Raw genomic sequence first — 22,289 nt, 5'->3', positions numbered from 1 at the left:
CATTTCAGCGGATTCGGCGGCCCGAGCGAGAACGGCCGAAGAACACCCGAATACCGGCACTCCGGACAGATCGGCCAGCCGAGTGCACCGGGTATCCGACACCCCGCCGAAGACACGTGAATATACGGAAAAGAAAGCCGGACTCTTCGATTTCGACCCGCTTCGGGTGCAGAATAGGGCCACCTGCCGCGGCAAGTGCTGCGTATCCGGCACGCCATCGGGCCTGCCCGTATGCGCTTGCGCGAGTAGTGCAGATCAGGCCACGGGAGCGCACCCCGCGCCCCTCGGCCGAATTGCCCGAGAGGATTGACACCCATGGCTCAGCGTGTAGTTGTCACGCTCTCCGACGACCTGGACGGCGGCGCCGCCGCAGAAACCGTCCACTTCGGCGTCGACGGGAAGTCGTACGAGATCGACCTGTCCCTGGACAACGCGGAAAAGCTGCGGGAGGCCCTCGCTCCGTTCGTCGCGGCCGGCCGCCGCCAGAGCCGTACCGGTAAGTCCTTCCGCCGCACCGCGCTCACCCCGGACCCGGCCGCCGTGCGCGCCTGGGCCCAGTCGCGCGGCATGGAGCTGCCCGCCCGGGGGCGCATCCCCAAGCACGTCTACGAGGCGTTCGCCGAGGCGAACTGACCCCGCCGGACCCGGTCGTCCCACCTGCCCCGAAAGGGTGGGGCGACCACCCCGATCGATGGGGTAGAGTATTCCTCGTCGCCGCAACGGAGAGATCCGAAGAGGCGGCCGGTGCCCCACCAGGCACCGTGCGGACGTGGCTCAGTTGGTAGAGCATCACCTTGCCAAGGTGAGGGTCGCGAGTTCGAATCTCGTCGTCCGCTCGCAGTGTGCGAGCACAGCACAACTCAATAGTTCCATCCTGCGGACGTGGCTCAGTTGGTAGAGCATCACCTTGCCAAGGTGAGGGTCGCGAGTTCGAATCTCGTCGTCCGCTCCAGTGCGAAGGGCCCCCTCGATCGAGGGGGCCCTTCGGCATTCCCCGCAGTTCCCCGCCGCGGCCGTCTCCCGGCCATCTCCACGGCCATCTCCACGGCCGTCCCCACGGCTTGCCCCGGGCTTGCCCACGGCTTGGCCGGCGCTTTCCCCGCCGGCGCCGGCCGATGACATTTGTCACCGCCGACCCGTGGATCCGCACCCCGTTCTCATGAGGGCGCGCACTGCCCGCGGCGCCCGGGCGGCGGAAGGCTTGAGCCATGGAAACGAGCAAGCCGCACACCGCGAGCGATCACGTGATCGAGGTCACCGACCTCCACCGCCACTACGGCGCCGGTGCCACCGGCCACCACGCGGTGCGCGGTGTCGACCTGACCGTCGGCCGCGGCGAGCTCTTCGCGCTGCTCGGCACCAACGGCGCCGGCAAGACCTCCACCATGGAGCTGATCGAGGGCCTCGCGGCCCCCACCACCGGTACGGTCCGCGTCCTCGGTCACGACCCCTACCGCGAGCGCGCCGCCCTGCGCCCCCGGATCGGCATCATGCTCCAGGAGGGCGGCTTCCCCGGCGACCTCACCGTCGCCGAGACCGGCCGCAGCTGGGCCGGGATGACCAGCGGCGCCCGCCCGGTGGAGGAGGCGCTGGAGCTGGTCGGCCTCGCCGACCGCCGGGGCGTGCGGGTCAAGCAGCTCTCCGGCGGCGAGCGCCGCCGGCTCGACCTCGCGATGGCCCTGCTCGGCCGCCCCGAGGTGCTCTTCCTGGACGAGCCCAGCACCGGTCTCGACCCCGAGGCGCGCGCCGCCGTCTGGCGCCTGGTCCGCGAACTGCGCGCCCAGGGCACCACGGTGCTGCTCACCACGCACTACCTGGAGGAGGCCGAGGAGCTGGCCGACCGGCTGGCCATCATGCACCGCGGCCTGATCGTCACCGCCGGCACCGTGGCCGAGGTCATCGCCGGCCGCCCCTCCCGGATCACCTTCGAGCTCCCCGAGTTCACCGGAGCCTCCCTCCCGCCGCTGGCCGGGGCCACCCTGGTCGCGGACGGCCGGAGGATCACCGTGCAGACCGGGCAGCTCCAGGCCACCCTCACCGACCTGCTCGGCTGGGCCGCCCGGCACGGCATCGCGCTCGGCGCCCTCGACGCCCGCAGTGCCTCGCTGGAGGAGGCGTTCCTCGCCATCGCCTCCGAGGCCGCACACCGGCCGCAGACCGACGCCCCCGCCGCTCCCACCGCCCGCCGCCGCCTGATGGGACTCTCCCGATGACCACCGCCACCGTCCGCACCGCCGCCGGCCCGCAGAACACCGCCGGCCCGCAGAGCACCACCGTCCGCCGGCTGCTCGCCCTCGGCCGGGCCGAGGCCACCCTGCTGCTGCGCAACCGGACCGCACTGTTCACCGCCCTGCTGCTGCCGCTGCTGCTGATCGGCGGACTGAAGGGCGTGCTGGAGCAGCAGGCCGAGAACAACCCCGGCCTCGACATCGACTCGCTGCTGGTCAACGGGGCGGTCGGGATGGTGCTGGCCTTCGTCGTCTACTACAACCTGACCGCCGCGTACGTGGCCCGCCGCGGCGAGCTGGTGCTCAAGCGGCTGCGCACCGGAGAGGCCCGGGACGTCGAGATCCTGGCCGGGACGGCGGTGCCCTCGGTCGGTCTGGCCCTGCTGATGTGCCTGGTGGTCGCCGTCGGCGGCGCCGTCGCCCTGGACCTCAGCGCACCGGTGAACCCGCTGCTGATGGCCGCCGGGCTGGTCCTGGCGATCGGCACCCTGATGGCGCTGGCCGCCGTCTCCAGCGCCTTCACCAGGACGGTCGAGAGCGCCGGCATCACCACCATGCCGGTCCTGCTGCTCTCCCAGTTCGGCTCCGGCCTGTTCGTCCCGCTGGAGGTCATGCCCGACGGCATGGCCGACGTCTGCCGGCTGCTGCCCACCACCCCGGCCTTCCAGCTGATCCGCCTCGGCTGGTTCGGCACCGACGGCTCCGCCGCCGCCACCGGCTTCGCCGGCACCTGGGCCACCGCCGCCCCGCACCTGGTCACCGGAACGGTCTGGCTCGCCCTGGCCGCCTGGGGCGCCGTCCGCTACTTCCGCTGGGAGCCCCGCCGCTGACCGCGCGCCGGACGCCCGCTCCCCCGCCCGACCGCTCCCCCACCCGACCGCCCGCCGCCCGGCCGTTCGCCACCTGATAGGAAGAGCGCAGCACGATCATGATCGAAGGGGGAGCGGAAGAGATGGCCGTCCTGACACCGAGGCGGCGCTGGAAGGGGTACAGCAAGCCCCAGCGCACCGAGCTCTACCTCCGCTGGTCGCTGTACCTCGTCCCGCTGGTCATGCTCCCGTTGATCATGCTGGCCATCGCCGCCCCCGCCGGCCGGGACGACGGCCGGGGCACCGCCCAGGTCTGCCTGGTCGTCGGCCTGGCCGTCACGCTGCTGACCCTCCGCGCCCTGCGCACCTCGCTCGACCACTACCTGAAGCGGCCCACCGACCACCTGCGCTGGCTCGCCGCCCTGGGCGTCGTGACGGTGGCCGGCTCCTGGGCCGTGCTGCTGCTCGGCCCGGCCGACGGCGGCCCGGACAGCCCGGGGACACCGCCGTTCACCGTCGTGGTCGTCTCCTCCCTGCTGGCCGCCGCCTTCTGCCCGGTGAGCGTGGGCCTGCCGGTGCGCTGGGCCTGCCTCGGCGGGGTGGGCGCCCAGCTCCTGATCGCCCCCGCGGCCCTGCTGGCCGGGATCGACGCCCCGACCACGGCCGGTCTGCTGGTCGGCAACCTGGTCGCGCTCACCTTCGTCGGCTTCAGCTGCCGCAGCTTCGCCTGGCTGCAGTCCGTGGTCTGGGAGCTGGACACCGCCCGCGAGGCCCAGGCCAGGCTCGCGGTGGCCGAGGAACGGCTGCGGTTCTCCCGGGACCTGCACGACGTGATGGGTCGCAACCTCACCACCATCGCGCTGAAGAGCGAGCTCGCGGTGCAGCTGGCCCGCCGGGGGCGGCCGGAGGCCGCCGACCAGATGACCGAGGTGCAGCAGATCGCCCAGGAGTCCCAGCGCGAAGTCCGGGACGTCGTCCGCGGTTACCGCACGGCGGACCTGCACGCCGAGGCGATCGGCGCCCGTGCCGTGCTGCGCTCCGCCGACGTGGCCTGCGAGATCGACCTGGGCGAGGAGGCCGACCGACTGCCGCTGCCGGTGCAGTCGGTGCTCGGCTGGGTGATCCGCGAGGCCACCACCAACGTGCTGCGCCACAGCGAGGCCGGCCACTGCTCGATCCGGCTGCGGCGCGAGGACGGCCGGGCGGTGCTGGAGCTGGAGAATGACGGGGTACCGGCCGTGCCGATCCCGTCCCGGGGCAGCGGGACGGGGCTGCGCGGGCTGCGCGAGCGCCTCGCCGCCCACGACGGCGAACTGACCGTCCCGGACGCCGGGCCGGGCCGGTTCCGGATGCTCGCCAGCGTCCCGCTCTGACGCCCGCCGCCACCGCCGCCGCTCCGGCCCGCCCCCGACCACCGCTCCCGCCCGGAAGAAGGCCCCGATGACCGACACCGCCCCCGTGCGCGTCCTGCTCGCGGACGACGAGCACCTGATCCGGGGGGCGCTGGCCGCGCTGCTCTCCCTGGAGGAGGACATCACCGTGGTCGCCCAGGCCGCCTCCGGCCCGGAGGCGCTGGCGATGGCGCAGGCGCACCGCCCGGACATCGCGGTGCTGGACCTCCAGATGCCCGGGCTGGACGGCATCGAGGTGGCCACCGAGCTGCGCCGGCTGCTGCCGGAGTGCCGGTCCATGATCGTCACCGGCCACGGCCGCCCGGGCTACCTGAAGCGGGCGCTGGAGGTCGGCGTGCGCGGCTTCCTGCCGAAGACCGTCTCCGCGGCGGACCTCGCCGGGATCATCCGCACGGTGCGCGCGGGCGGCCGCTACGTGGACCCGGAGCTGGCGGCGGACGCGATCAGCGCGGGCGAGACCCCGCTGACCCCGCGCGAGACGGACGTCCTGGAGTTGGCCGCCGACGGCACCTCGATCGCCGAGATCGCCGAGCGCGCGGCGCTCTCGCCGGGCACGGTCCGCAACTACCTCTCCTCGGCCGCCGGCAAGCTGGGCGCCGAGAACCGCCACGCGGCGGTGCGGATCGCCCGCGAGCACGGCTGGATCTGAGACCTCCCGGTCCGGGATCCCGCCGTGCTCGCGGGCGGTCGACGGCTCAGGCCCAGGCGAGACCGGTCAGCCGCTCGTACACCTCGATGTACTTGGCCCTGGTCTGCTCGACGACCTCGGCCGGCAGCTCCGGCGGCGGCAGCTCGCTGAAGCGGTCCCAGCCGGAGGCCGGGGAGACCAGCCAGTCGCGGATGAGCTGCTTGTCGAAGGACGGCTGCGAGCGGCCGGGCTGCCAGTCGTCGGCGGGCCAGAAGCGGGAGGAGTCCGGGGTGAGCACCTCGTCGCCGATCACCAGCTCGCCGTCGGCCAGGCCGAACTCGAACTTGGTGTCGGCCAGGATGATGCCGCGCGCCCGGGCGATGTCCCGGGCCCGGGCGTAGACGTCGAGGGTGGTGCGGCGCAGCTGGGAGGCGAGCTCCGCGCCGATCCGGCGGGCGGTCTCCTCGTAGGAGACGTTCTCGTCGTGCTCGCCGACCTCGGCCTTGAGCGCGGGGGTGTAGATCGGGGCGGGCAGCTCGGAGCTGTTCACCAGGCCCTCGGGCAGGGCGATGCCGCAGACCGTGCGGTCGGCCTCGTACTCCGTCAGTCCGGAGCCGGCCAGGTAGCCGCGGGCCACGCACTCGACCGGGACCATCTCCAGGCTGCGGCAGACCAGCGTGCGGCCCTTCCAGTCGGCGGGGGCACCGGCCGGGACCTCGGTGGAGATCACGTGGTTGGGCACGATGTCGGCGATCCGCTCGAACCACCACAGCGAGAGCTGGGTGAGGACGCGGCCCTTGTCGGGGATCTCGTTGGGCAGCACCCAGTCGTGCGCCGACATGCGGTCGCTGGCGACCATCACGAGGTCACCCGACTCGGCGCGGTAGAGGTCGCGCACCTTGCCGGTGTGCAGGTGGACCAGGCCGGGCACCTGGACCGGCTCGGGCTTGGTGACAAATCCGCTCAAGGTCGTCTCAGTCCTCAGGGGTCGTTCGCGGGCGTGGGGCGCGAAAGGGGAGGTCAGTGGACCCGAGTCTGTCATGCGCGCCCGTCCGGACCGTGCCCGGGCGGTCTCAGCCGTTCTTGCAGAGGCGATCCAGCAGGTTGGCGGTGGCCCGCTGGATCCGCTCGTCGGTGAGGCCGGGCCGGTCCAGCGCCGGCGACCACGCGAACGTCCCGGCGGCGAAGACGTACGCGCCGCTCGGCGCCCGGTACAGCGAGGTCTCCTGGTACCGGGTGCGGCCGGCGAGGTCCCGGTACGGGGAGTGCGCGAGCAGCACCCGCTCGGTGTGCTGGGGCAGCGCCACCTTGGGGTAGTAGCGGTCGGCCTCGCCGGCGACCAGCCCGGGCAGCTCGTCGCCCTCCTGGACGCCGGTGCCGTCCCAGAGCCAGTGCGCGGTGTGCCGGGCGACCAGCGGGACGGGGGAGGCGACCCGGCCGGAGTACTGCAGGCCGAGCAGGTGCTGCTCCGGTTCGCCGGCGTCCCGCCAGAGCGCGCTGGCCGCGCCGGCCGCCCCGGTGGCCGGGCTGCCGGGCTCGACCTTCTGCCGCTTGCGGCAGTTGAGCAGCCGGTTGGGCTCGCCGGACGGCGCGGGGCTCAGCTCGACCCGCCAGTACATGGTGTTGGCGGAGAGGAAGACCAGCGAGGTGCCGCCGTCGCGGGCCCGCTCGACCGTGCGGCGCATCGGCTCGGACCAGTACTCGTCGTGGCCGGGGAAGATCAGCGCCCGGTGCCGGGCCGGGTCGACCAGACCGGCGTGCAGATCGGTCGCGGTGGCGTAGGAGAGGTCGTAGCCGTAGCGCTCGGCCCAGCGGATGAAGTCGTAGGCGTGGCCGACGTGCAGCGGCAGCCCGGCGGTGGCGTGCGGGCGGTCGAAGGAGACGGTGACGGCCGCCTCCTGCTCGCCGACCAGCCGGCCCTGGTCGTCCCAGGCGTGGTAGAGGCTGGCGCCGCTGCGGCCGTCCTCGGGGAACAGGTTGTACGCCTGCCAGGTCACGTCCGGGATCACCAGGAGCAGCTCGGCCGCGTGCGCCTGGTCCTCGAAGTCCCGCACCGTGAAGGGGATGTGGCTGCGGTGCAGCATGTCGGCGGTGGTCAGCACGGCGACGTAGGCGCCGGGCCGCCAGTGGGTGGGGATCTGCAGCCGCCAGGAGTGCCACCAGTGGTGGCAGGAGACCGTCCGCCCGGCCACCAGCGGGGCCGGCTGGGCCAGCCCGGCGATCAGCGGACTGGACGTCATGTGGTGGGCGCCGTCGCCGCTGTAGTGGCCGATCCGGTAGACGGCGACGGTGAACTCGCGGGGCGGGTTGACGGTGACCCGGAAGTCCACCGAGCCGCCGGGGCGGACCACGCCCGCCGAGGCGAAGCCCTTGATCTGCTGCACCACGTCGTTGGCGCCCTGCGGGGTGCCGACCGGTGGCTTGGGTCTGGCGCCGCCGGCCGGCGGCTGCTGACCCGGCGCGTCCACCGAGACGTACCAGGGGACGGCGCCCTCGGCTCCCGCCAGGTACTGGTCCGGGCTGCGCAGCCAGGGCAGCGGGCCCTGGCCGAAGGGGTCGGAGACGCTGTACGCGTGCGTTCCGGACTCCCAGCGGCGGTTGAGTTCCGTCCCCACGCGCCCCTCCCACAGATGCACCCTCTGCCGGTTGGCATGTGCCTCCCGGATGTGCGTGCGGTCAAATACACCACAGAGTGCTGGCGCTGCGTCACCCTACGGTAGCAACTGGTGTCTGAGAATCTTCCGGCCCGGCGCCGAGAGGGGCTCCGGCCTGCGAAGACCCGCCGCCGGCGACCGGCCCGGGGGCGCGAGCCCCGGCACCGAGCGCCCTCCGCGGCCTCAGAGCCGGACCGGCTTCTCCAGCCGGACGTCGGCCGCGTCCAGCCAGGCCCGCAGCGGGCCGTCCTGGCCCTGCTCGACGGCCTGGGCGACCGGCTCGGCCAGATCGGTCCGGCGCACCCCGCCGATCAGCAGCACCGGGCCGTCCAGCCAGTCCAGGCCCGGGGTGGCCCCGGCGGTGTCGACGGCGGCGCAGCAGACCATCGCGGTGACGTGGTCGACCAGGAGGTCCCGCCCGGTGCGGACGGGTTCCAGCAGCGGGGCGGGGGCCGTGGTCCGGACCAGCTGGGCGGTGAGCGCGGCGGCCAGCTGCTCGCCGCCGCCCTCGGCGAGCCGGCCCAGCAGCCTGGTCACCGTCGGGGCGCCGGGGCGGGCCTGCGGGGCGAGCCGGTCCAGTGCGGACTGCAGCGCGCCGGCGCGGGCCCGCCAGCCGGCGTCCACCACCTCGGCCGGGTAGTCGGCCCACTCCACCTCGCGCCAGGCCCCGGAGGCGGGCCGGCCGAAGAACAGCTCGGCGGCGAGCAGCGAGACCGCCTCGTCCACCGTGCCCGGCTCCTCCAGCAGGTCGCAGGCGGGGCGGTCGCCGAGGCGGCTGCTGTAGCCGTCGGCCAGCCGGTCGCGCCGGGACAGCTCGGTGAGCGCGGCGACCACCCCGGCGTTCAGGTGCGCGGGGTGCCGGCCGATCCGCCAGGCGGGCAGCGCGACCCGGGTGAGCAGCCGGTCCCAGCCGGCGTAGGCCAGGCCGACCTGCTCCTGGGCGGCGATCCGCAGGCCGTAGTCGACCGCCCGGGCCTGCTCGGAGGCCCAGCCGGCGACGGCCCGCTCCAGCTCGGCGGAGTGCGCCCGGCAGGCGCCGAGCAGCCGGCGGGTGATCCGGTCGGTCAGCGCGGCCGGGCCGCGGCGGCCGGCCCGCGGTGCGGCGGGCGCGGGGGCGCCGACCACGCCGGGGACGGGGGTGGCGTCCAGGCTGGCGTCCAGACCGCGCAGGAAGCGGCGGGCGGCGGCGATGTCCGGGTCGGCGGCGGCCGCCGTACCGGCCACCACCGGGGCGAGCAGCGCGCGCAGCTCGCCGGCGCGCATCCACCAGAGGAACGGCGAGCCGATCACCAGGACCGGCGCGGGCGGCTCCGGCGCCCGGCCCGGCGCGCGGCGCGGGCCGGCGGGCCGGGCCGGCGGGACGTCCTCCAGCCAGCTGTCGCAGTCCGGGGTGAGGGCGATCGCGGAGGGCGCGGGGACCTCCAGCCGGTCGGCCAGCTCCTCGATCAGCCGGTACAGCTCGGGCGCCTGGGCCCGGTCGAGCGGGACGACCGGGGTCTGCGGCGGGACGGCCCGGCGGTGGGCCCGGGCGGCCAGGCCGGCGACCAGCAGGGTGGCGACCGCCACCGCGCAGACCACCCAGCGGACGGCGTCCCAGCCGGCGGCGTCGGGGGCGCCGGGCGCACCGAGCCGGCCGGTGAACCGGCCGGCGAGCAGGACCACCGCGGCGGCGGCGGGCAGTACGGCGGCGGCCAGGGCGAGCCCCCGGACCCGCAGAACCGCTTGGGCGTGAGCGCGCGCGGTGTCGACAGCGGCCATACGGTGCGGCACCCCCTTCGCAGCCCTCGGACGCCCGGCGACGGGGCCCTGAGCCGACTCGAACGATCAGTTCCGACCGGGAAACGGCGGCGTCCGATCCCGGTAGTACATGCTGCGTGGCGCTTCTGACATTCTTGACGCCCTTGTCCGGGTGGGTGTTCCGGATCGCCCCGGTTTCCACTCGTCCCGGTGACGGTGCCCGAATTCCGGACGACCGTGCCGGGTGCCGTGCGAAGCGGCCCGGGCGTGCCGGTCCGGCCGGACGCCGTCCAGCATCCCCCCGCGCGACCGCCGCTACCCGGCGCGGCCGCGAGCGGCACGGCCCACGGCGCTGCGGACCAGCGCACCATAAGGCCGGGCAACCGGCTGCGTCAGCCGGATGCGGCCGCTGTCACTCGATGGGCTGGATTCCGGCCGCCGAACGGTGCGCAGGCCCCCGGAACCGCTCTCGTGGCACCCACCCCGGAAACGCCGCGGGGCGCTGCGTCCATGGGAGTTGTTTCCCTCGGACGCAGCGCCCCGGAGCCGCTTCGCGTTCGACCGGTCGCCGGCTCGCTCGCCCGGTTACCCCGCGGCGGCCTTGAGCGCGATGTCGGTGCGGTGCTGGCCGCCCTTGAGGCCGATCCGGCCCACCGCCTCGTACGCCCGGCCGCGCGCCTCGGCGAGGTCGGTGCCGGTGGCGGTGACGGAGAGGACCCGGCCGCCGGCGCTGAGCACCCGGCCGTCCTCGTCCGCCCTGGTCCCCGCGTGCAGCACGAACGCGGTGCCGTCGGCGGCCTCGGCGTCCGCCAGGCCCTCGATCACGTCGCCGGTGCGCGGCGCCGCCGGGTACCCCTCGGAGGCGATCACCACGGTGACGGCGGCGCCGTCGTCCCAGCGCAGCGGCTCCAGCTGGTCCAGCGCGCCGGTGGCGGAGGCGTGCAGGACGGCCGCCAGCGGGGTGCGCAGCCGGGCCAGCACGACCTGGGTCTCCGGGTCGCCGAAGCGGGCGTTGAACTCGATCACCCGGGTGCCGCGCGAGGTCAGCGCCAGGCCCGCGTAGAGCAGGCCGGAGAACTCGGTGCCCCGGCGGCGCAGCTCGTCCACGGTGGGCTGCAGGACGGTCTCCAGGACCTCCTCGACCAGGCCCTCGGGGGCCCACGGCAGGGGCGAGTAGGCACCCATGCCGCCGGTGTTCGGGCCCTCGTCGCCGTCCAGCGCGCGCTTGAAGTCCTGCGCCGGCTGGAGCGGGAGCACGGTGGTGCCGTCGGTGATCGCGAACAGCGAGACCTCGGGGCCGTCGAGGTACTCCTCGATGACCACGCGCTCGCAGGAGGCGGCGTGGGCCAGCGCGGCCTCGCGGTCGGAGGTGACCACGACGCCCTTGCCGGCCGCCAGGCCGTCGTCCTTGACCACGTACGGCGCGCCGAAGGCGTCCAGCGCCTCCGCGGCCTCGGCGGGGGTGGTGCAGACGTAGGAGCGGGCGGTGGGCACCCCGGCGGCGGCCATGACGTCCTTGGCGAACGCCTTGGAGCCCTCCAGCCGGGCGGCCTTGCCGGACGGTCCGAAGACCGGGATGCCGGCCGCGCGCACGGCGTCGGAGACGCCCGCGACCAGCGGGGCCTCCGGGCCGACCACGACCAGGTCGGCGTCGAGCCGCCGGGCGAGCGCAGCGACCTGCGCACCGTCCAGCTGGTCGACGGGGTGGACCGTCGCCACCTGCGCGATCCCGGCGTTGCCCGGGGCGCAGTGCAGCTCGGTGACGGCGGAATCTTGGGACAGAGAGCGGCACAGGGCGTGTTCGCGGGCGCCGCCGCCGATGACGAGGACCTTCACGGTTGGCAAGGGTAGTCGGTGGCCGGTTCGCGCCGCCCTCCGGTCCCGTCGGAAGCTCCAGGCGGAACCGTCCGTACGCGCCCGGTGTCGGAGGATCCTCCAAGCCGGGGGCCGGGTGGTGTGCCCCGGGTGTCCGGGTCAGGACAGCGGGTCACCGGAGCCTCGCTCGGACGGGTGAAATCTCGCCGCCCGCCGCAACCCGCTCACCTCGGCATCCGGTGGTCGAATCCGGTAACGATCATTGGCGAAGCGGCCCCATGGTCAGCCATTTGGCGGTAAGAAGTGCTGATGGACAACCACCGGCCCACCGGCCGGTACGCCGCCCCGGGGCACCCACACTCGCCCGGGGGCGCCGTGTGTTCCGATCCGTCGTCCGGCGTTTCACGGCCCGTCAGGTCGATGACTTGTCAGGAGGACGCGATGTCAGACCCAGCAGTCCGCCCGCCACAGGGAGCCCCACAGGTGAGCCAGCCGGAAATGCAGCCCGAGGAGAGTGCCTGGGGCAAGGAGATCGGCGAGGAGGACCAGCCCGTCGCCGCAGTCGCGCCCCGGGCGTCCACCCGCCGACGGGCCGATCTGAGCGCCCGCCAGTTCCCCCTCGGGGACTGGGGCGAGCCCGCCGAGCGGCTGGAGGAGCTCTACCGCTGGTCCGAGGAGCGGGCGGTGGAGGCGATCGACTGGTACCGCCGGGACCGGGTCTGGAAGCGCCGCTGGGCCCGGCTGCTGAGGTTCGGCACGGCCGGCTTCGCGGTCGGCGGCGTCACCGCCCCGCTGGTGGACCTGACCGGCACCGTGGCCAACGCGACCAGCTGGGGCTACGTCGGCCTGGCCCTCGCGGCGGCCTGCTACGGCGCGGACCGGGCGTTCGGGCTGACCTCCGGCTGGATGCGGGACGTCTCCACCGCGCAGGCGCTGCAACGCCGCCTGGAGGCCTTCCAGTTCGACTGGGCGTCGGAGTGCGTGCGGGAGGTGCTCGGCCCCACCGAGGGCACCGCGGGCGAGGCGGCCGAGCGCTGCCTCGGGGTGCTGCGGCGGTTCTGCGAGGACGTCTCGGACATGGTCCGCACCGAGACCTCGGAGTGGATGCTGGAGTTCCGGGCGGGCATGACCCAGCTGCCCACCCAGGCCTCCGGCAGCTGGGGCGGCCGCAGCGAGTCGGGCGTCGGCGCCCAGGTGCGGATCCTGCCGCCGCCGGGCACCCGGCCCACCATGCCGCGCCAGCGGCCGCCGGAGGGCCCGCTGCGGTAGCCGGGCCCCGGGCGGGCGGGCGTGCGTGTGAGCGAGCCCGCGAGCGGAGGCTCGGGGCTCCCAGGGCTCAGGGCTCAGGGCTCAGGGCTCAGGGCTCAGGCGAAGACGATCATCGAGCCCTGGGTGAGGCTGCGGGTGGCCGCCGCGTACAGGCCCGCCCAGGCGTGCCGCTCCCGGGCGAAGGGGTGCAGGTCGTCCAGCGGCGGGCCGAACGGCTGCTCCAGACCGGTCGGGCCGAGCGGCCTGGTCGGGTCCGGCGGGTTGAGCGGGTCGATGCCCAGCGCCGGGGCGACGGCCTGCAGTTCGCGCAGCAGCCCGTGGCTGGAGCCCAGCGGGCCGCCGGAGGCGAGCAGCGCGTCGTCCACCAGCGGCACCGCGAACTCGATCGGCACGTACGCCCCGGCGTGGTCGAAGTGCCAGACCAGGTGCGAGTGTTCCGCGCTGCTCTCGAACATCTCCAGCAGCTGCTCGTAGTCGCCCCCGAGCGCGTCCACCGGCGTGATGTCCAGACCCGTGAGGCCCAGCAGGTACGCGCGGCGCAGGAAGTGCAGCGAGTCGTAGTCGAAGGCGGCTATCGGCTCGACCGCCCCGCTTATCCCGGGGACGTACTGGTAGACCGGTACCTCGGGCAGCCCGTGCGCGGTCAACACGGCGTTGTAGAGCGCGAGATCGTCCCGGAAGGGGTTGTCGGGGCTGTGGCTCAGCACGTCCACGAGCGGGACGAGCCAGAGGTCGCAGGCCATGGGCCGGCTCTTCCTCTCCGGACGGCGGGGTCGCCCGCGCGGGCGGACGACGGATGGGCGGGTCGGTGTCCGGACGGTCGGTACAGGGACCGCCCGGGACGACGACCGCCCACCCTACCGGCCCGGCGCGCGGTGCGGGTCGGGCCGCCCCTCCGGCAGTTGGCCGGCCGACGGGTCGGCCGACCGGCGGCCGAAGCGCCCGTACGCCGCCGTGCGCGGCTGCGGCACCAGACCGAGGCCGAGGCCCAGCTCGCGGCCGAGCTCCCGGCCCAGCTCCCGTTCCCGGCCGCGGCCGGCCTCCGGCCCCCGGAGCGGCTCCGCCCGGCGGGCCGGGCCGTCCCCGGGCTCCCCCGCCCGGGGGCCGCCCGCCGCCGCGGAGCCCGGGGACGCCGGGGCGCCCTCCGACGCCGGCGGACCGCCCGGAGCGGCGGACGGCGCGGGCGCGGGCGCCGGTTCGAGCCCGGCGGCCAGCAGCGGCAGCACGCCCACCGACTCCACCGGCTCCCCGGTCAGCCCGGCCAGCACCCGCACGGTGAACAGGTTGTACTCGCAGACGATCCGGTGCGCGCCCGCGAGGTCCTGCTCCTCGATAGCCTCGACCAGCTCGATGTGGCGGTCCCAGCAGACCCCGCCGAGCATCGGCATCGCCCGCAGGTAGGGCGCGGCGAACATCCAGGACTGCACCCGGAGCCAGTCCAGGTAGTCGCCGATCCGGCGGTTGCCGAGCAGTCCGGCGACCTCCTGCCAGAACCGGCGGTCGCAGCCCACCATCACGTCGAGGTTCCCCGCCCGGACGGCCCGGACCGCGGCGTCCGCCCGGCGGCGCAGCGAGGGCAGCCGGCCGGCGTCCGGCACCGCGGCGCGCACGGCGAGCTGGCGGAAGCAGCTGTCGGTGAGCAGCACCCGGGACTCGAAGATCTCCAGGAAGTCGGCCCAGCCGAACTCGGGCACGGTGAAACCGCGGTGGTGCTCGGCCCGGAGCAGCCCCTGGGCGCCCAGGTCCACCAGCGCCTCGCGGGCCGGGGTCGCGGAGACGCCGTACAGCTCGGCGATCTCCTTGACGGTGAAGTTGCGGCCGGCTGCCAGCCGGCCGGCCATCATCTCCTCGCGCAGCGCGCCGGCGATCTGCTCGCGCAGGCTGTTGCGCTGGATCACGGGGCTGGTGTCGCCTGCGCCGGTGCCGGACATGCGCGCGACCTCCTCGGGCAGGCTCGACGGTCTGCCTCGGGACAGGCCGGCTGAAGAACGGCTGGTAACACGACGAAGGCTCATCTTCTCAAAAATGCCGCCGTCCCGTACAAGCCTCCCGTATGCCCCGGAAAGCCACGCTCACCCGCCCCCGGGTGTCACCGCTGGACGGGGGCCGGGATGCCCAGCAGCCGGTCCCGGTGGACCGGGAACTCGGCGCGGGCCTTGGCCACCTCGGCCGGGTCGAACTCCACGGTCAGCACCTCCTCCCCCGCACCCGCCTCGGCCAGCACCCGGCCCCACGGGTCCACCACGATGCTGTGGCCGGCCTGTTCGACCCCGCCGTGCGTCCCGGCGGTGTTGCAGGCCAGCACGTAGGCCTGCTCCTCGACCGCGCGGGCCCGGCTCAGCAGCGTCCAGTGCTCGCGCCGCCGCGCCGGCCAGGCCGCCGGGACCACCAGCAGCTGCGCGCCCGCGTCCAGCAGCGCCCGGAACAGCTCCGGGAACCGCAGGTCGTAGCAGGTCGCCAGGCCGAGCGTGGCGAAGTCGGTGGCGGCGGTGACGATCTCCTGCCCGGCGCCCATCACCACCGCCTCGCCGCTGTCGAAGCCGAAGCGGTGGATCTTGCGGTAGGTGTGCACCAGCTCGCCGTCCGGGGCGAACAGCAGCGAGGTGTTGTAGATCGGCCCGTCCGGATCGCGCTCGACGATCGAACCGGCGTGCAACCAGACGCCGGCCGCCTTCGCGGCGGCGGCCATCGTGTCGGAGGTCGGCCCGTCCAGCGACTCGGCGCCGTCCGACCAGAGGTCGTAGGCGAAGCCGCCCAGCGGCCACAGCTCGGGGAGGACGACCAGGTCGGCCCCCTGCTGGGCGCGGACCAGGGCCGCCGCCCGGGCCCGCCGCTCGGCGGGCGGCTCGGCGTCGGAGACCGCGAGTTGGATCAATGAAGCGCGCACAGTACCACCGTCCACGGCAAGAGTCCTACGATCGTCACCCGAAAGCGCTGCCCTGTTCTCACCCGGCAGCGTAACGTGCGGTTAGCGTGTGTGCCCGGAAGCCGGACTTTCCCGTCCGACCCCGAACCAGGGCGCGCGCGGCAAGGCAGCTGACGGAGGGCCGGAGATTCCCGTGACGGACAACCAGACCGTGCAGGCTTACACCGAGGCGTGGACGCAGTCCATCGAATCGATATCGGAGCTGGTCGCCCCCCTCCCGGAGGGCTCCTGGAACCGGGCCACCGAGTGCCCCGGCTGGTCCGTCCGGGACGTCGTCTCGCACGTCATCGCCGTCGAGTCCGAGCTGCTCGGCGACCCGCGCCCGATCCACTCGCTCCCCCGTGATCTGCGCCACGTGACCACCGAGTTCGCCCGCTACATCGAGCTGCCGGTCGACAAGCGCCGCTGCCACACCGCGCTGGAGATGACCGGCGAACTGGAGTACACGATCATCCGCCGCTCGCGCGCGCTGCGGAACGCCAAGCAGACCCCGGCCGAGCCGGTCCGCTTCCCGGGCGGGCCGCTCAGCCGCGACCTGCCGTACCACGAGCTGCTGCGCTTCAGGGCCTTCGACGTCTGGGTGCACGAGCAGGACCTCCGCCGGGCCCTCGCCGTGCCGGGCAACCTGGCCTCCCCGGCCGCGCTGCTCTCCCGCGACGTCCTGCTGGAGGCCCTGCCCAAGGCGGTCGCCCACCGGGCCGGCGCCCCGGCCGGGACGACCCTGGTGGTGGACGTCACGGGCCCGGTGGAGTTCCTGCGCACCGTCCGGGTCGACGCCGCCGGCCGCGGCACCGTCGACGAGTCGATCAGCCTCGCCCCCGACGTCCAGCTCACGATGGACTGGGAGACGTACGTCCGGCTCGCCTGCGGCCGCGGCCGCCCCGGCCCGGTCACCGTCGAGGGCGACCGGGAGCTGGCCTCGCGGGTGCTGGCCAACTTCTCCATCACGGCCTGACCCGTCCGGCCCGCCGGCCGGGCCCGGTGCTCCGGCCGGCGGGCGGGCCGCCGGTCAGGCCGCGGCCGCCGCGTCCCGCTCCCGCTCGGCGACCTTCCGCCGCAGCCGCAGGATCATCAGGGTGCCCGCCGCCAGCGGCACGTAGAGCCAGCAGAAGGCCCAGCGGAAGGCGTCCGCGGAGTAGGTGCCGGTGCCGGCCGGGGTGAGGGCGTCCAGGAGGACGCCGATGCCGAACAGGGTGATCATCGTGCCGATGAAGCCGCCCATGTTGACGATCCCGGAGGCCGTGCCGAGCCGCTCCACGGGATTGCGCGCGCGGGCGTAGTCCAGGCCGACCAGCGAGGCCGGGCCGTTGCTGCCCATCACCAGGATGATCCCGATCAGCAGCCAGGCCGGCGGGTGTCCGCCCGGCCAGGCCAGCACGAGCGCCCAGCCGAGCCCGGTGGCGGCGATGACGGTGAGCACGATCGGCATCCGGGCCCGGGCGGTGCGGGAGAGCACCCGGCCGAAGACGAAGCCGAAGGACATGTTGGCGAGCACCAGCAGGGTGAGCAGCCCGCCCGCCCCGGTGCGCGACATGCCCTGGGCCTCCACCAGGTAGGGCAGGCCCCAGAGCAGGCCGAAGGCGTTGCCGGGGAACTGCGTGGTGAAGTGCACCCAGAGTCCGAGCCTGGTGCCGGGTTCGGACCACGCCTGCCGGACCTGTCGGCGCACGCCGGGCCGCGGCGCCGCGGGCCCGGGCACCGCGGACACCGGCGCGCCCGCCGGGGCCTCCCGCAGGAAGAGCGCCACCAGGGCGAAGACGGCGACCCCGAGCAGGGCGATCGCGGTGAAGGTCGGGGTCCAGCCCTCGCGGTGCAGGGCGTCGGCGAGGACGACGGTGGTGACCAGGTTGCCGCCCATCCCGGCGAGGCCGGTCAGCTGGGCGACGAACGGGTTCTTCGCGGCCGGGAACCAGCGTGCGGCGATCCGCAGCACGCTGATGAAGGTCATCGCGTCACCGCAGCCCAGGACCGCCCGGGAGGCCAGCGCGGGGGCGAAGGAGGAGGAGAAGGCGAAGGCGAGCTGCCCGGCGCTGAGCAGCAGGACGCCGAGCAGCAGCACCCGGCGCGGGCCGAAGCGGTCGACCAGCAGGCCCACCGGTATCTGCATCGCCGCGTAGACCAGCACCTGGAGGATCGAGAAGGTGGAGAGCGCGGAGGCACCGATCGCGAAGCGGTCGGCGGCGTCCAGCCCGGCCACCCCCAGGCTGGTCCGGTGGATCACCGCGAGGATGTACACGCTGACGCCGATGGACCAGGCCAGCCAGGCGGCGCGACCGCCGGGCGGCGGCGCGACCGCGGGGGCCACCGGGGGCGCGGGGGCCGCCGGTGGCGCCGGCTCGGCGGTGGATCGGGGAGCGGGGACGGACAGGGGGCGGGCTGAACTGGCGGGCTCCACGGACATAGTGTGCCCAGATTAGTCATCCCATCATTCGACCCTCAGCCCGGGGTGACGGGAGGATCGGACACGAATCACCTCAGCCGGTGACCGTCCAGGAGACCGACCTGGTCATGTACCGGTCGCGGAAGGCCTCGTCACGGACCCAGTCGGTGGTGTCCCGGACGGTGGCCGTGACGGTGGCGCTCTGCCCGGGGAGCAGGTTCAGTGCGGCGGTGTCGAGCCAGCTGCGGTCCGCCGCCTGCGGCTCCACCGGGGCGCCGTCCACCTTCCAGTCCACCTGCAGCCGTCGGGTGCCCGCCAGGGGCAGCGGCCGGACCTCCAGCCGGGGGCGGCCGGTCACCTCGCCCGGGGCGGGCACGGGGGTGTCGGTCGGCCGGATCCGGCGGTAGATCTCCTCGATGATCGCCTCCCGCGAGGGCAGGTTGTAGGCGCCGCCGAGGGTGCGCATCACCGAGTCCTGGGTCGGCCGGTAGATCCCGTTGGCGCTGCGGTACGCCCCGACCGTGCCGCCCCCGTCCGGGGACTCCGCACCGAGCCAGCGCCACCACTTGGTCTGCTTGCGGCGCATGTCGTCGGCGTTCTCGGTGGAGAGGTTGGGGTAGTCGGCGTCGTCCGGCGCGCTGTCGTACTCGTCGCCGAGGTCGCCCACGGTGTGCCCTATCTCGTGCTGGATGATCCGCCCGGCGTCCGGGCTGCCGCCGGCCAGGGTGGTCACCCCGGTGCCGCCGGCGCCGCCGTACTCGCTGGAGTTGGCCAGCGCGATCAGGTACTGCGGGCCCTCGCCCTGGCCGGCGTAGCGCTCGGTGGCGGCCTCGTCGGCGCAGAGCAGCCGGGCGGTGCCCTCGCACCAGAAGTGCATGCCGAGCGGGGTCCCGGGGTTGCGGCCCCGGCTCTCGCTCTCGGCGATGCCGGAGTCCGACGAGACCACTTCGACCCGCCTTATGTTGAAGAACCCCTGGTAGCTGCGGAACGGCTCGATCTCCATCAGCGCGCGCCAGGCCCGGTCGGCCTGCTCGCGGAAGAGCTCCTGCTCGTCGGCGCGGTAGCCGTCGCCGAGCAGCACCAGGGTGATCCGGTTGGCCGGATCCCCGGTCCGCCTTATGTCGACGGTGGGGGCGGTGCCGGCCGCGCGGAGGTCGGCCCGCTGGACGGTGTGGGGCGGCACCGCCCGGTCGGCGGGGGCACCTGGCCCGATCACACCGAACGGCGAAGGACCGACCAGCTCCAGGGCGGCCGGCAGTACGGCGGTGGACACCAGCACGAGCGCGGCCAGACTCCGGACGAGACGGCCAGGGTTGCCAGGCGGCATACGGGTGCGTCCTCGGGGATCCGGTCACCCGGCGTCGCCCGGGTGGTGGACGCGAAGACGTACCCGGCCCGGTGCGTCACCCCCACCGTCCGGCGAAAAAGTCACCGACCTGGCCGAACGACCCGGATCACCCCGGTCATACCTATGAGTCCGATCAGGTGGATGATTCCTGGCGCCCGTGACCTCAGCCGCGCCGCCCCGGCCGGACCCGGAGCACCAGGTGGGTGACGAGGCCGAGCAGCAGGCCCCAGAACGCCGAGCCGATCCCGAGCAGGCTCATCCCGGAGGCACTGGCCAGGAAGGTCACCACCGCCGCGTCCCGGCCGTGCTCGTCGGCGACGGCCGCGGCCAGGCTGCCCTGGAGCGAGGCCAGCAGGGCGACCCCGGCGATCACCGCGATCAGCTCCTTCGGCAGACCGGTGAACAGGCTCACCAGCAGCCCGCCGAAGCTGCCCACCAGCAGGTAGAGCAGGCCCGCCGACATCCCGGCGACATAGCGGCGCCGTGGGTCGGGGTGGCTCTCCGGCCCGGCGCAGATGGCCGCGGTGATCGCGGCCAGGTTCACCCCCGGCGCGCCGAACGGCGCCAGCAGGACGGAGACCCCGCCGGTGGCCCCGATCAGCAGCCGGTCGTCCGGCCGGTAGCCGAAGGCCCGCATCACGCCCAGCCCGGGTGCGTTCTGCGAGGCCAGCGCCACGATGGTGAGCGGCAGCGCCAGACCCACCATGGCGGGCCCGGAGAAGGCCGGCACGGTGAACACCGGCCTGGTCGGGCCGCCCGCCCCGAGGTGCACCGGCAACCCGACGGTGACGGCCGCCAGCACCCCGCCGACCAGCAGCGCGACCGGCACGGCGTACCGCGGCGCCAGCCGCTTGGCCAGCAGGAAGGCCCCGAAGCTGCCGAGCACCAGGGCGGGCGCGCCGTGGACGGCGCCGAAGATGCCGGCCCCGAAGGAGAACAGGATGCCCGCCAGCATCGCGTTGACGATCCCGGCCGGGATCGCGGCGATCAGCCGCCCGAACAGTCCGGTGACACCGAACAGCGCCACCAGCACCCCGCTCACCAGGAAGGCGCCGACCGCCTCCCGGTAGGGGTACGCGCCGAGGCTGGTGACCAGCAGCGCGGCGCCCGGGGTGGACCAGGCCGTGATCACCGGCGTTCTGGTCCACCAGCTGAGCAGCAGGCCGGTGAGCCCGCTGCCGATGGCCACCGCCCAGATCCAGGAGGCGGTGTGCGCCGCGTCCAGCCGCCCCGCCGAGGCCGCCGCGAGCACCACCACCAGCGGCCCGGAGAACGAGACCACGATGCACACCAGCCCGGCCAGCAGGGCGGGGAGGGAGGCGTCCCGCCGAAGCGAGCGGCGCTCCTCGGGGTCGGTCGGACGCTCCACCGAACGGGTTATCAGCTCCTCTGCCATGGCGGCAGTATCGCGGAGCGGCCCCCGCTGTCGGGCCGTTCGAAGAATCCCGAGAACCTCCGAACCCACCTGCAACCCCCGGCGGGGACGCACGGCTGCAGGAAGGAAGGCACGGAGAGCGGGACCGGCGCAGCCGGGGGGACGACCGCCCGGCACCTCGGAGAACCGAAGGGGCCCTGCTCCGCACCAGTGGTGCGGAGCAGGGCCCCTTCCTCCGTTCCGGCCGGTCAGCCCCAGGTGATCAGGCGCTTGGGGCGCTCCAGCAGCGCGGCGACGTCGGCCAGCACCTTGGAGCCCAGTTCGCCGTCCACCAGGCGGTGGTCGAAGGAGAGGGCCAGCGTGGTGACCTGGCGCGGCACCACCTTGCCCTTGTGCACCCACGGCAGCTCCCGGACCGCGCCGAAGGCGAGGATCGCGGCCTCGCCCGGGTTGAGGATCGGGGTGCCGGTGTCGACGCCGAAGACGCCGACGTTGGTGATGGTGACGGTGCCGCCCTGCATGTCGGCCGGCGAGGTCTTGCCCAGGCGGGCGGTGTCGATCAGCTCGCCGAGCGAGACCGCCAGGCCCGACAGGGTCTTGCCGCCCGCGTCCTTGATGTTGGGGACGATCAGGCCGCGCGGGGTGGCCGCGGCGATGCCGAGGTTCACCTGGCCCCTGATGACGATCTCCTGGGCCGCCTCGTCCCACTGGGCGTTGATCTCGGGGTGCCGCTTGATCGCGGTCAGCAGCGCCTTGGCGACCAGCAGCAGCGGGCTGACCCGGACGTCCCGGCCCAGCTCGCCGCTCTCCTTGAGCCGGCGGACGAACTTCATCGTGCGGGTGACGTCGACCTGGACGAACTCGGTGACGTGCGGGGCGGTGAAGGCCGAGGCCACCATCGCCTGCGCGGTCGCCTTGCGGACGCCCTTGATCGGCACCCGGACGTCCCCGGTACCGGCCGTCGCCACCACCACCGGCTCCGCGGGGGCTGCCACGGCCACCTCGGCCGGCTCCACCGCGGGCGCCGCGACGACGGCCGTCGCGGCGGCGTGCGCGTGCACGTCCTCGCGGGTGACCACGCCGTCCGGGCCGGTCGGCGTGACGGCCCGCAGGTCGACCCCGAGGTCCTTGGCGAGCTTGCGCACCGGCGGCTTGGCCAACGGCCGGTCACCGGTGGGCTGTTCCGGTACCACCGGCACCACCGGTGCGGCGGCGACGGGAGCCGGTGCGGCGGCCGGGGCCGGCGCGGGAACGGCCGCCGGCGTGGCGACCACGGTGGTCGTGGTCGTCCGGCGGGCCCGGCGCTGGGTGCCACCGGTGCGCGGGCCGTAGCCGACCAACACCTCGCGGCGTGCGGGCTCGGCCTCGGCGGGAGCGGCCACCGGGGCCACCGGGGCCACCGGCGCGGCCGCGGCCGGAGCGGCGGCACCCGCCTCCCCCGCCACCGCGACCGAGATGATCACGGTGCCGACGTCGACCGTCGCGCCCTCCGGGAAGAACAGCTGCTCGACGACCCCGTTGAACGGGATCGGCAGCTCCACGGCGGCCTTGGCGGTCTCCACCTCGCAGACGACCTGGCCGTCCGTCACGGTGTCGCCGGGCTTGACGTACCAGCTGAGGATCTCGGCCTCGGTGAGGCCCTCGCCCACGTCGGGCATCTTGAACTCGCGGAGCGAGCGAACTTCGGTGGTCATCTTCGCTCCCCGGT

18 protein-coding genes and 2 tRNA genes are annotated in these 22,289 nt (G+C 74.6%); 9 read left to right on the top strand and 11 right to left on the bottom strand.

Annotated elements, in window-relative coordinates; genetic code table 11:
• Positions 1–315: 315 nt before the first annotated feature.
• From ACWDRR_RS14700 to ACWDRR_RS14670, 7 genes are all read left to right on the top strand, one after another.
• A complete protein-coding gene (locus ACWDRR_RS14700) occupies positions 316–633 on the top strand; it encodes a histone-like nucleoid-structuring protein Lsr2 (RefSeq protein WP_238860361.1) in 318 nt (105 codons plus the stop codon).
• Positions 634–763: 130 nt separating this feature from the next.
• Positions 764–836: transfer RNA gene (locus ACWDRR_RS14695), tRNA-Gly, on the top strand.
• A gap of 40 nt (positions 837–876) precedes the next feature.
• Positions 877–952: transfer RNA gene (locus ACWDRR_RS14690), tRNA-Gly, on the top strand.
• A gap of 256 nt (positions 953–1,208) precedes the next feature.
• Positions 1,209–2,213, top strand: a complete 1,005-nt coding sequence (locus ACWDRR_RS14685; RefSeq protein ID WP_449772528.1) for an ABC transporter ATP-binding protein — start codon at positions 1,209–1,211, stop codon at positions 2,211–2,213.
• Entirely contained in the window at positions 2,210–3,058 is an 849-nt protein-coding gene (locus ACWDRR_RS14680) for an ABC transporter permease (RefSeq protein WP_449772527.1), read from the top strand. Before ACWDRR_RS14685 ends, ACWDRR_RS14680 begins: the two co-directional genes overlap by 4 nt.
• 122 nt (positions 3,059–3,180) lie before the next feature.
• Entirely contained in the window at positions 3,181–4,410 is a 1,230-nt protein-coding gene (locus ACWDRR_RS14675) for a sensor histidine kinase (protein WP_449772526.1), read from the top strand.
• 67 nt (positions 4,411–4,477) lie between these two features.
• Positions 4,478–5,098, top strand: a complete 621-nt coding sequence (locus ACWDRR_RS14670) for a response regulator (protein ID WP_449772525.1) — start codon at positions 4,478–4,480, stop codon at positions 5,096–5,098.
• Positions 5,099–5,144: 46 nt separating this feature from the next.
• Here ACWDRR_RS14670 and ACWDRR_RS14665 read toward each other — a convergent pair whose 3' ends face one another.
• The 4 genes from ACWDRR_RS14665 to purD form a co-directional block, all read right to left on the bottom strand.
• Positions 5,145–6,044 (bottom strand): phosphoribosylaminoimidazolesuccinocarboxamide synthase, encoded by a 900-nt coding sequence (locus ACWDRR_RS14665; protein ID WP_449772524.1) that lies wholly within the window; start codon positions 6,042–6,044, stop codon positions 5,145–5,147.
• A 106-nt stretch (positions 6,045–6,150) separates the two neighbouring features.
• Complete coding sequence (locus ACWDRR_RS14660; protein ID WP_449772523.1) at positions 6,151–7,692, bottom strand: N,N-dimethylformamidase beta subunit family domain-containing protein; 1,542 nt, start codon at positions 7,690–7,692, stop codon at positions 6,151–6,153.
• 222 nt (positions 7,693–7,914) lie between these two features.
• Positions 7,915–9,489 carry a hypothetical protein gene (locus ACWDRR_RS14655; RefSeq protein ID WP_449772522.1) on the bottom strand — a complete coding sequence of 525 codons (1,575 nt, stop codon included), beginning with the start codon at positions 9,487–9,489 and terminating at the stop codon, positions 7,915–7,917.
• A 564-nt stretch (positions 9,490–10,053) separates the two neighbouring features.
• A complete protein-coding gene (purD, locus tag ACWDRR_RS14650; protein ID WP_449772521.1) occupies positions 10,054–11,304 on the bottom strand; it encodes a phosphoribosylamine--glycine ligase in 1,251 nt (416 codons plus the stop codon).
• 462 nt (positions 11,305–11,766) lie between these two features.
• Here purD and ACWDRR_RS14645 point away from each other — a divergent pair, with 462 nt between their 5' ends.
• Positions 11,767–12,552 (top strand): SLATT domain-containing protein, encoded by a 786-nt coding sequence (locus ACWDRR_RS14645; RefSeq protein ID WP_449772520.1) that lies wholly within the window; start codon positions 11,767–11,769, stop codon positions 12,550–12,552.
• Between the two features lie 95 nt (positions 12,553–12,647).
• Here ACWDRR_RS14645 and ACWDRR_RS14640 read toward each other — a convergent pair whose 3' ends face one another.
• From ACWDRR_RS14640 to ACWDRR_RS14630, 3 genes are all read right to left on the bottom strand, one after another.
• The gene (locus ACWDRR_RS14640; RefSeq protein WP_380572634.1) at positions 12,648–13,295 is read right to left on the bottom strand and encodes a hypothetical protein; all 648 of its coding nucleotides are present in this window, start codon (positions 13,293–13,295) and stop codon (positions 12,648–12,650) included.
• 114 nt (positions 13,296–13,409) lie between these two features.
• Positions 13,410–14,483: a GntR family transcriptional regulator gene (locus ACWDRR_RS14635; protein WP_449772519.1), complete on the bottom strand. Its 1,074-nt coding sequence runs from the start codon at positions 14,481–14,483 to the stop codon at positions 13,410–13,412.
• A gap of 158 nt (positions 14,484–14,641) precedes the next feature.
• On the bottom strand, positions 14,642–15,439 hold the full coding sequence (locus tag ACWDRR_RS14630; RefSeq protein WP_449772518.1) for a carbon-nitrogen family hydrolase: 798 nt from the start codon (positions 15,437–15,439) through the stop codon (positions 14,642–14,644).
• 172 nt (positions 15,440–15,611) lie between these two features.
• Between ACWDRR_RS14630 and ACWDRR_RS14625 the strand changes: the two genes are divergently transcribed.
• Positions 15,612–16,433, top strand: a complete 822-nt coding sequence (locus ACWDRR_RS14625; protein ID WP_449772517.1) for a maleylpyruvate isomerase family mycothiol-dependent enzyme — start codon at positions 15,612–15,614, stop codon at positions 16,431–16,433.
• Between the two features lie 54 nt (positions 16,434–16,487).
• Here the strand turns inward: ACWDRR_RS14625 and ACWDRR_RS14620 are convergent, their stop codons facing one another.
• The 4 genes from ACWDRR_RS14620 to ACWDRR_RS14605 form a co-directional block, all read right to left on the bottom strand.
• Positions 16,488–17,879 (bottom strand): MFS transporter, encoded by a 1,392-nt coding sequence (locus ACWDRR_RS14620; RefSeq protein WP_449772516.1) that lies wholly within the window; start codon positions 17,877–17,879, stop codon positions 16,488–16,490.
• A 73-nt stretch (positions 17,880–17,952) separates the two neighbouring features.
• The gene (locus ACWDRR_RS14615; protein ID WP_449772515.1) at positions 17,953–19,185 is read right to left on the bottom strand and encodes a M64 family metallopeptidase; all 1,233 of its coding nucleotides are present in this window, start codon (positions 19,183–19,185) and stop codon (positions 17,953–17,955) included.
• A 184-nt stretch (positions 19,186–19,369) separates the two neighbouring features.
• On the bottom strand, positions 19,370–20,602 hold the full coding sequence (locus tag ACWDRR_RS14610) for a benzoate/H(+) symporter BenE family transporter (protein WP_449772514.1): 1,233 nt from the start codon (positions 20,600–20,602) through the stop codon (positions 19,370–19,372).
• Positions 20,603–20,829: 227 nt separating this feature from the next.
• Positions 20,830–22,275 carry a dihydrolipoamide acetyltransferase family protein gene (locus tag ACWDRR_RS14605; RefSeq protein ID WP_449772513.1) on the bottom strand — a complete coding sequence of 482 codons (1,446 nt, stop codon included), beginning with the start codon at positions 22,273–22,275 and terminating at the stop codon, positions 20,830–20,832.
• Positions 22,276–22,289 lie beyond the last annotated feature (14 nt).

The sequence above is a fragment of the Kitasatospora sp. NPDC003701 genome, from assembly GCF_053587085.1.
Note: the sequence above shows the minus strand (reverse complement) of the source record. Positions and strands in the feature narration are given on the sequence as shown.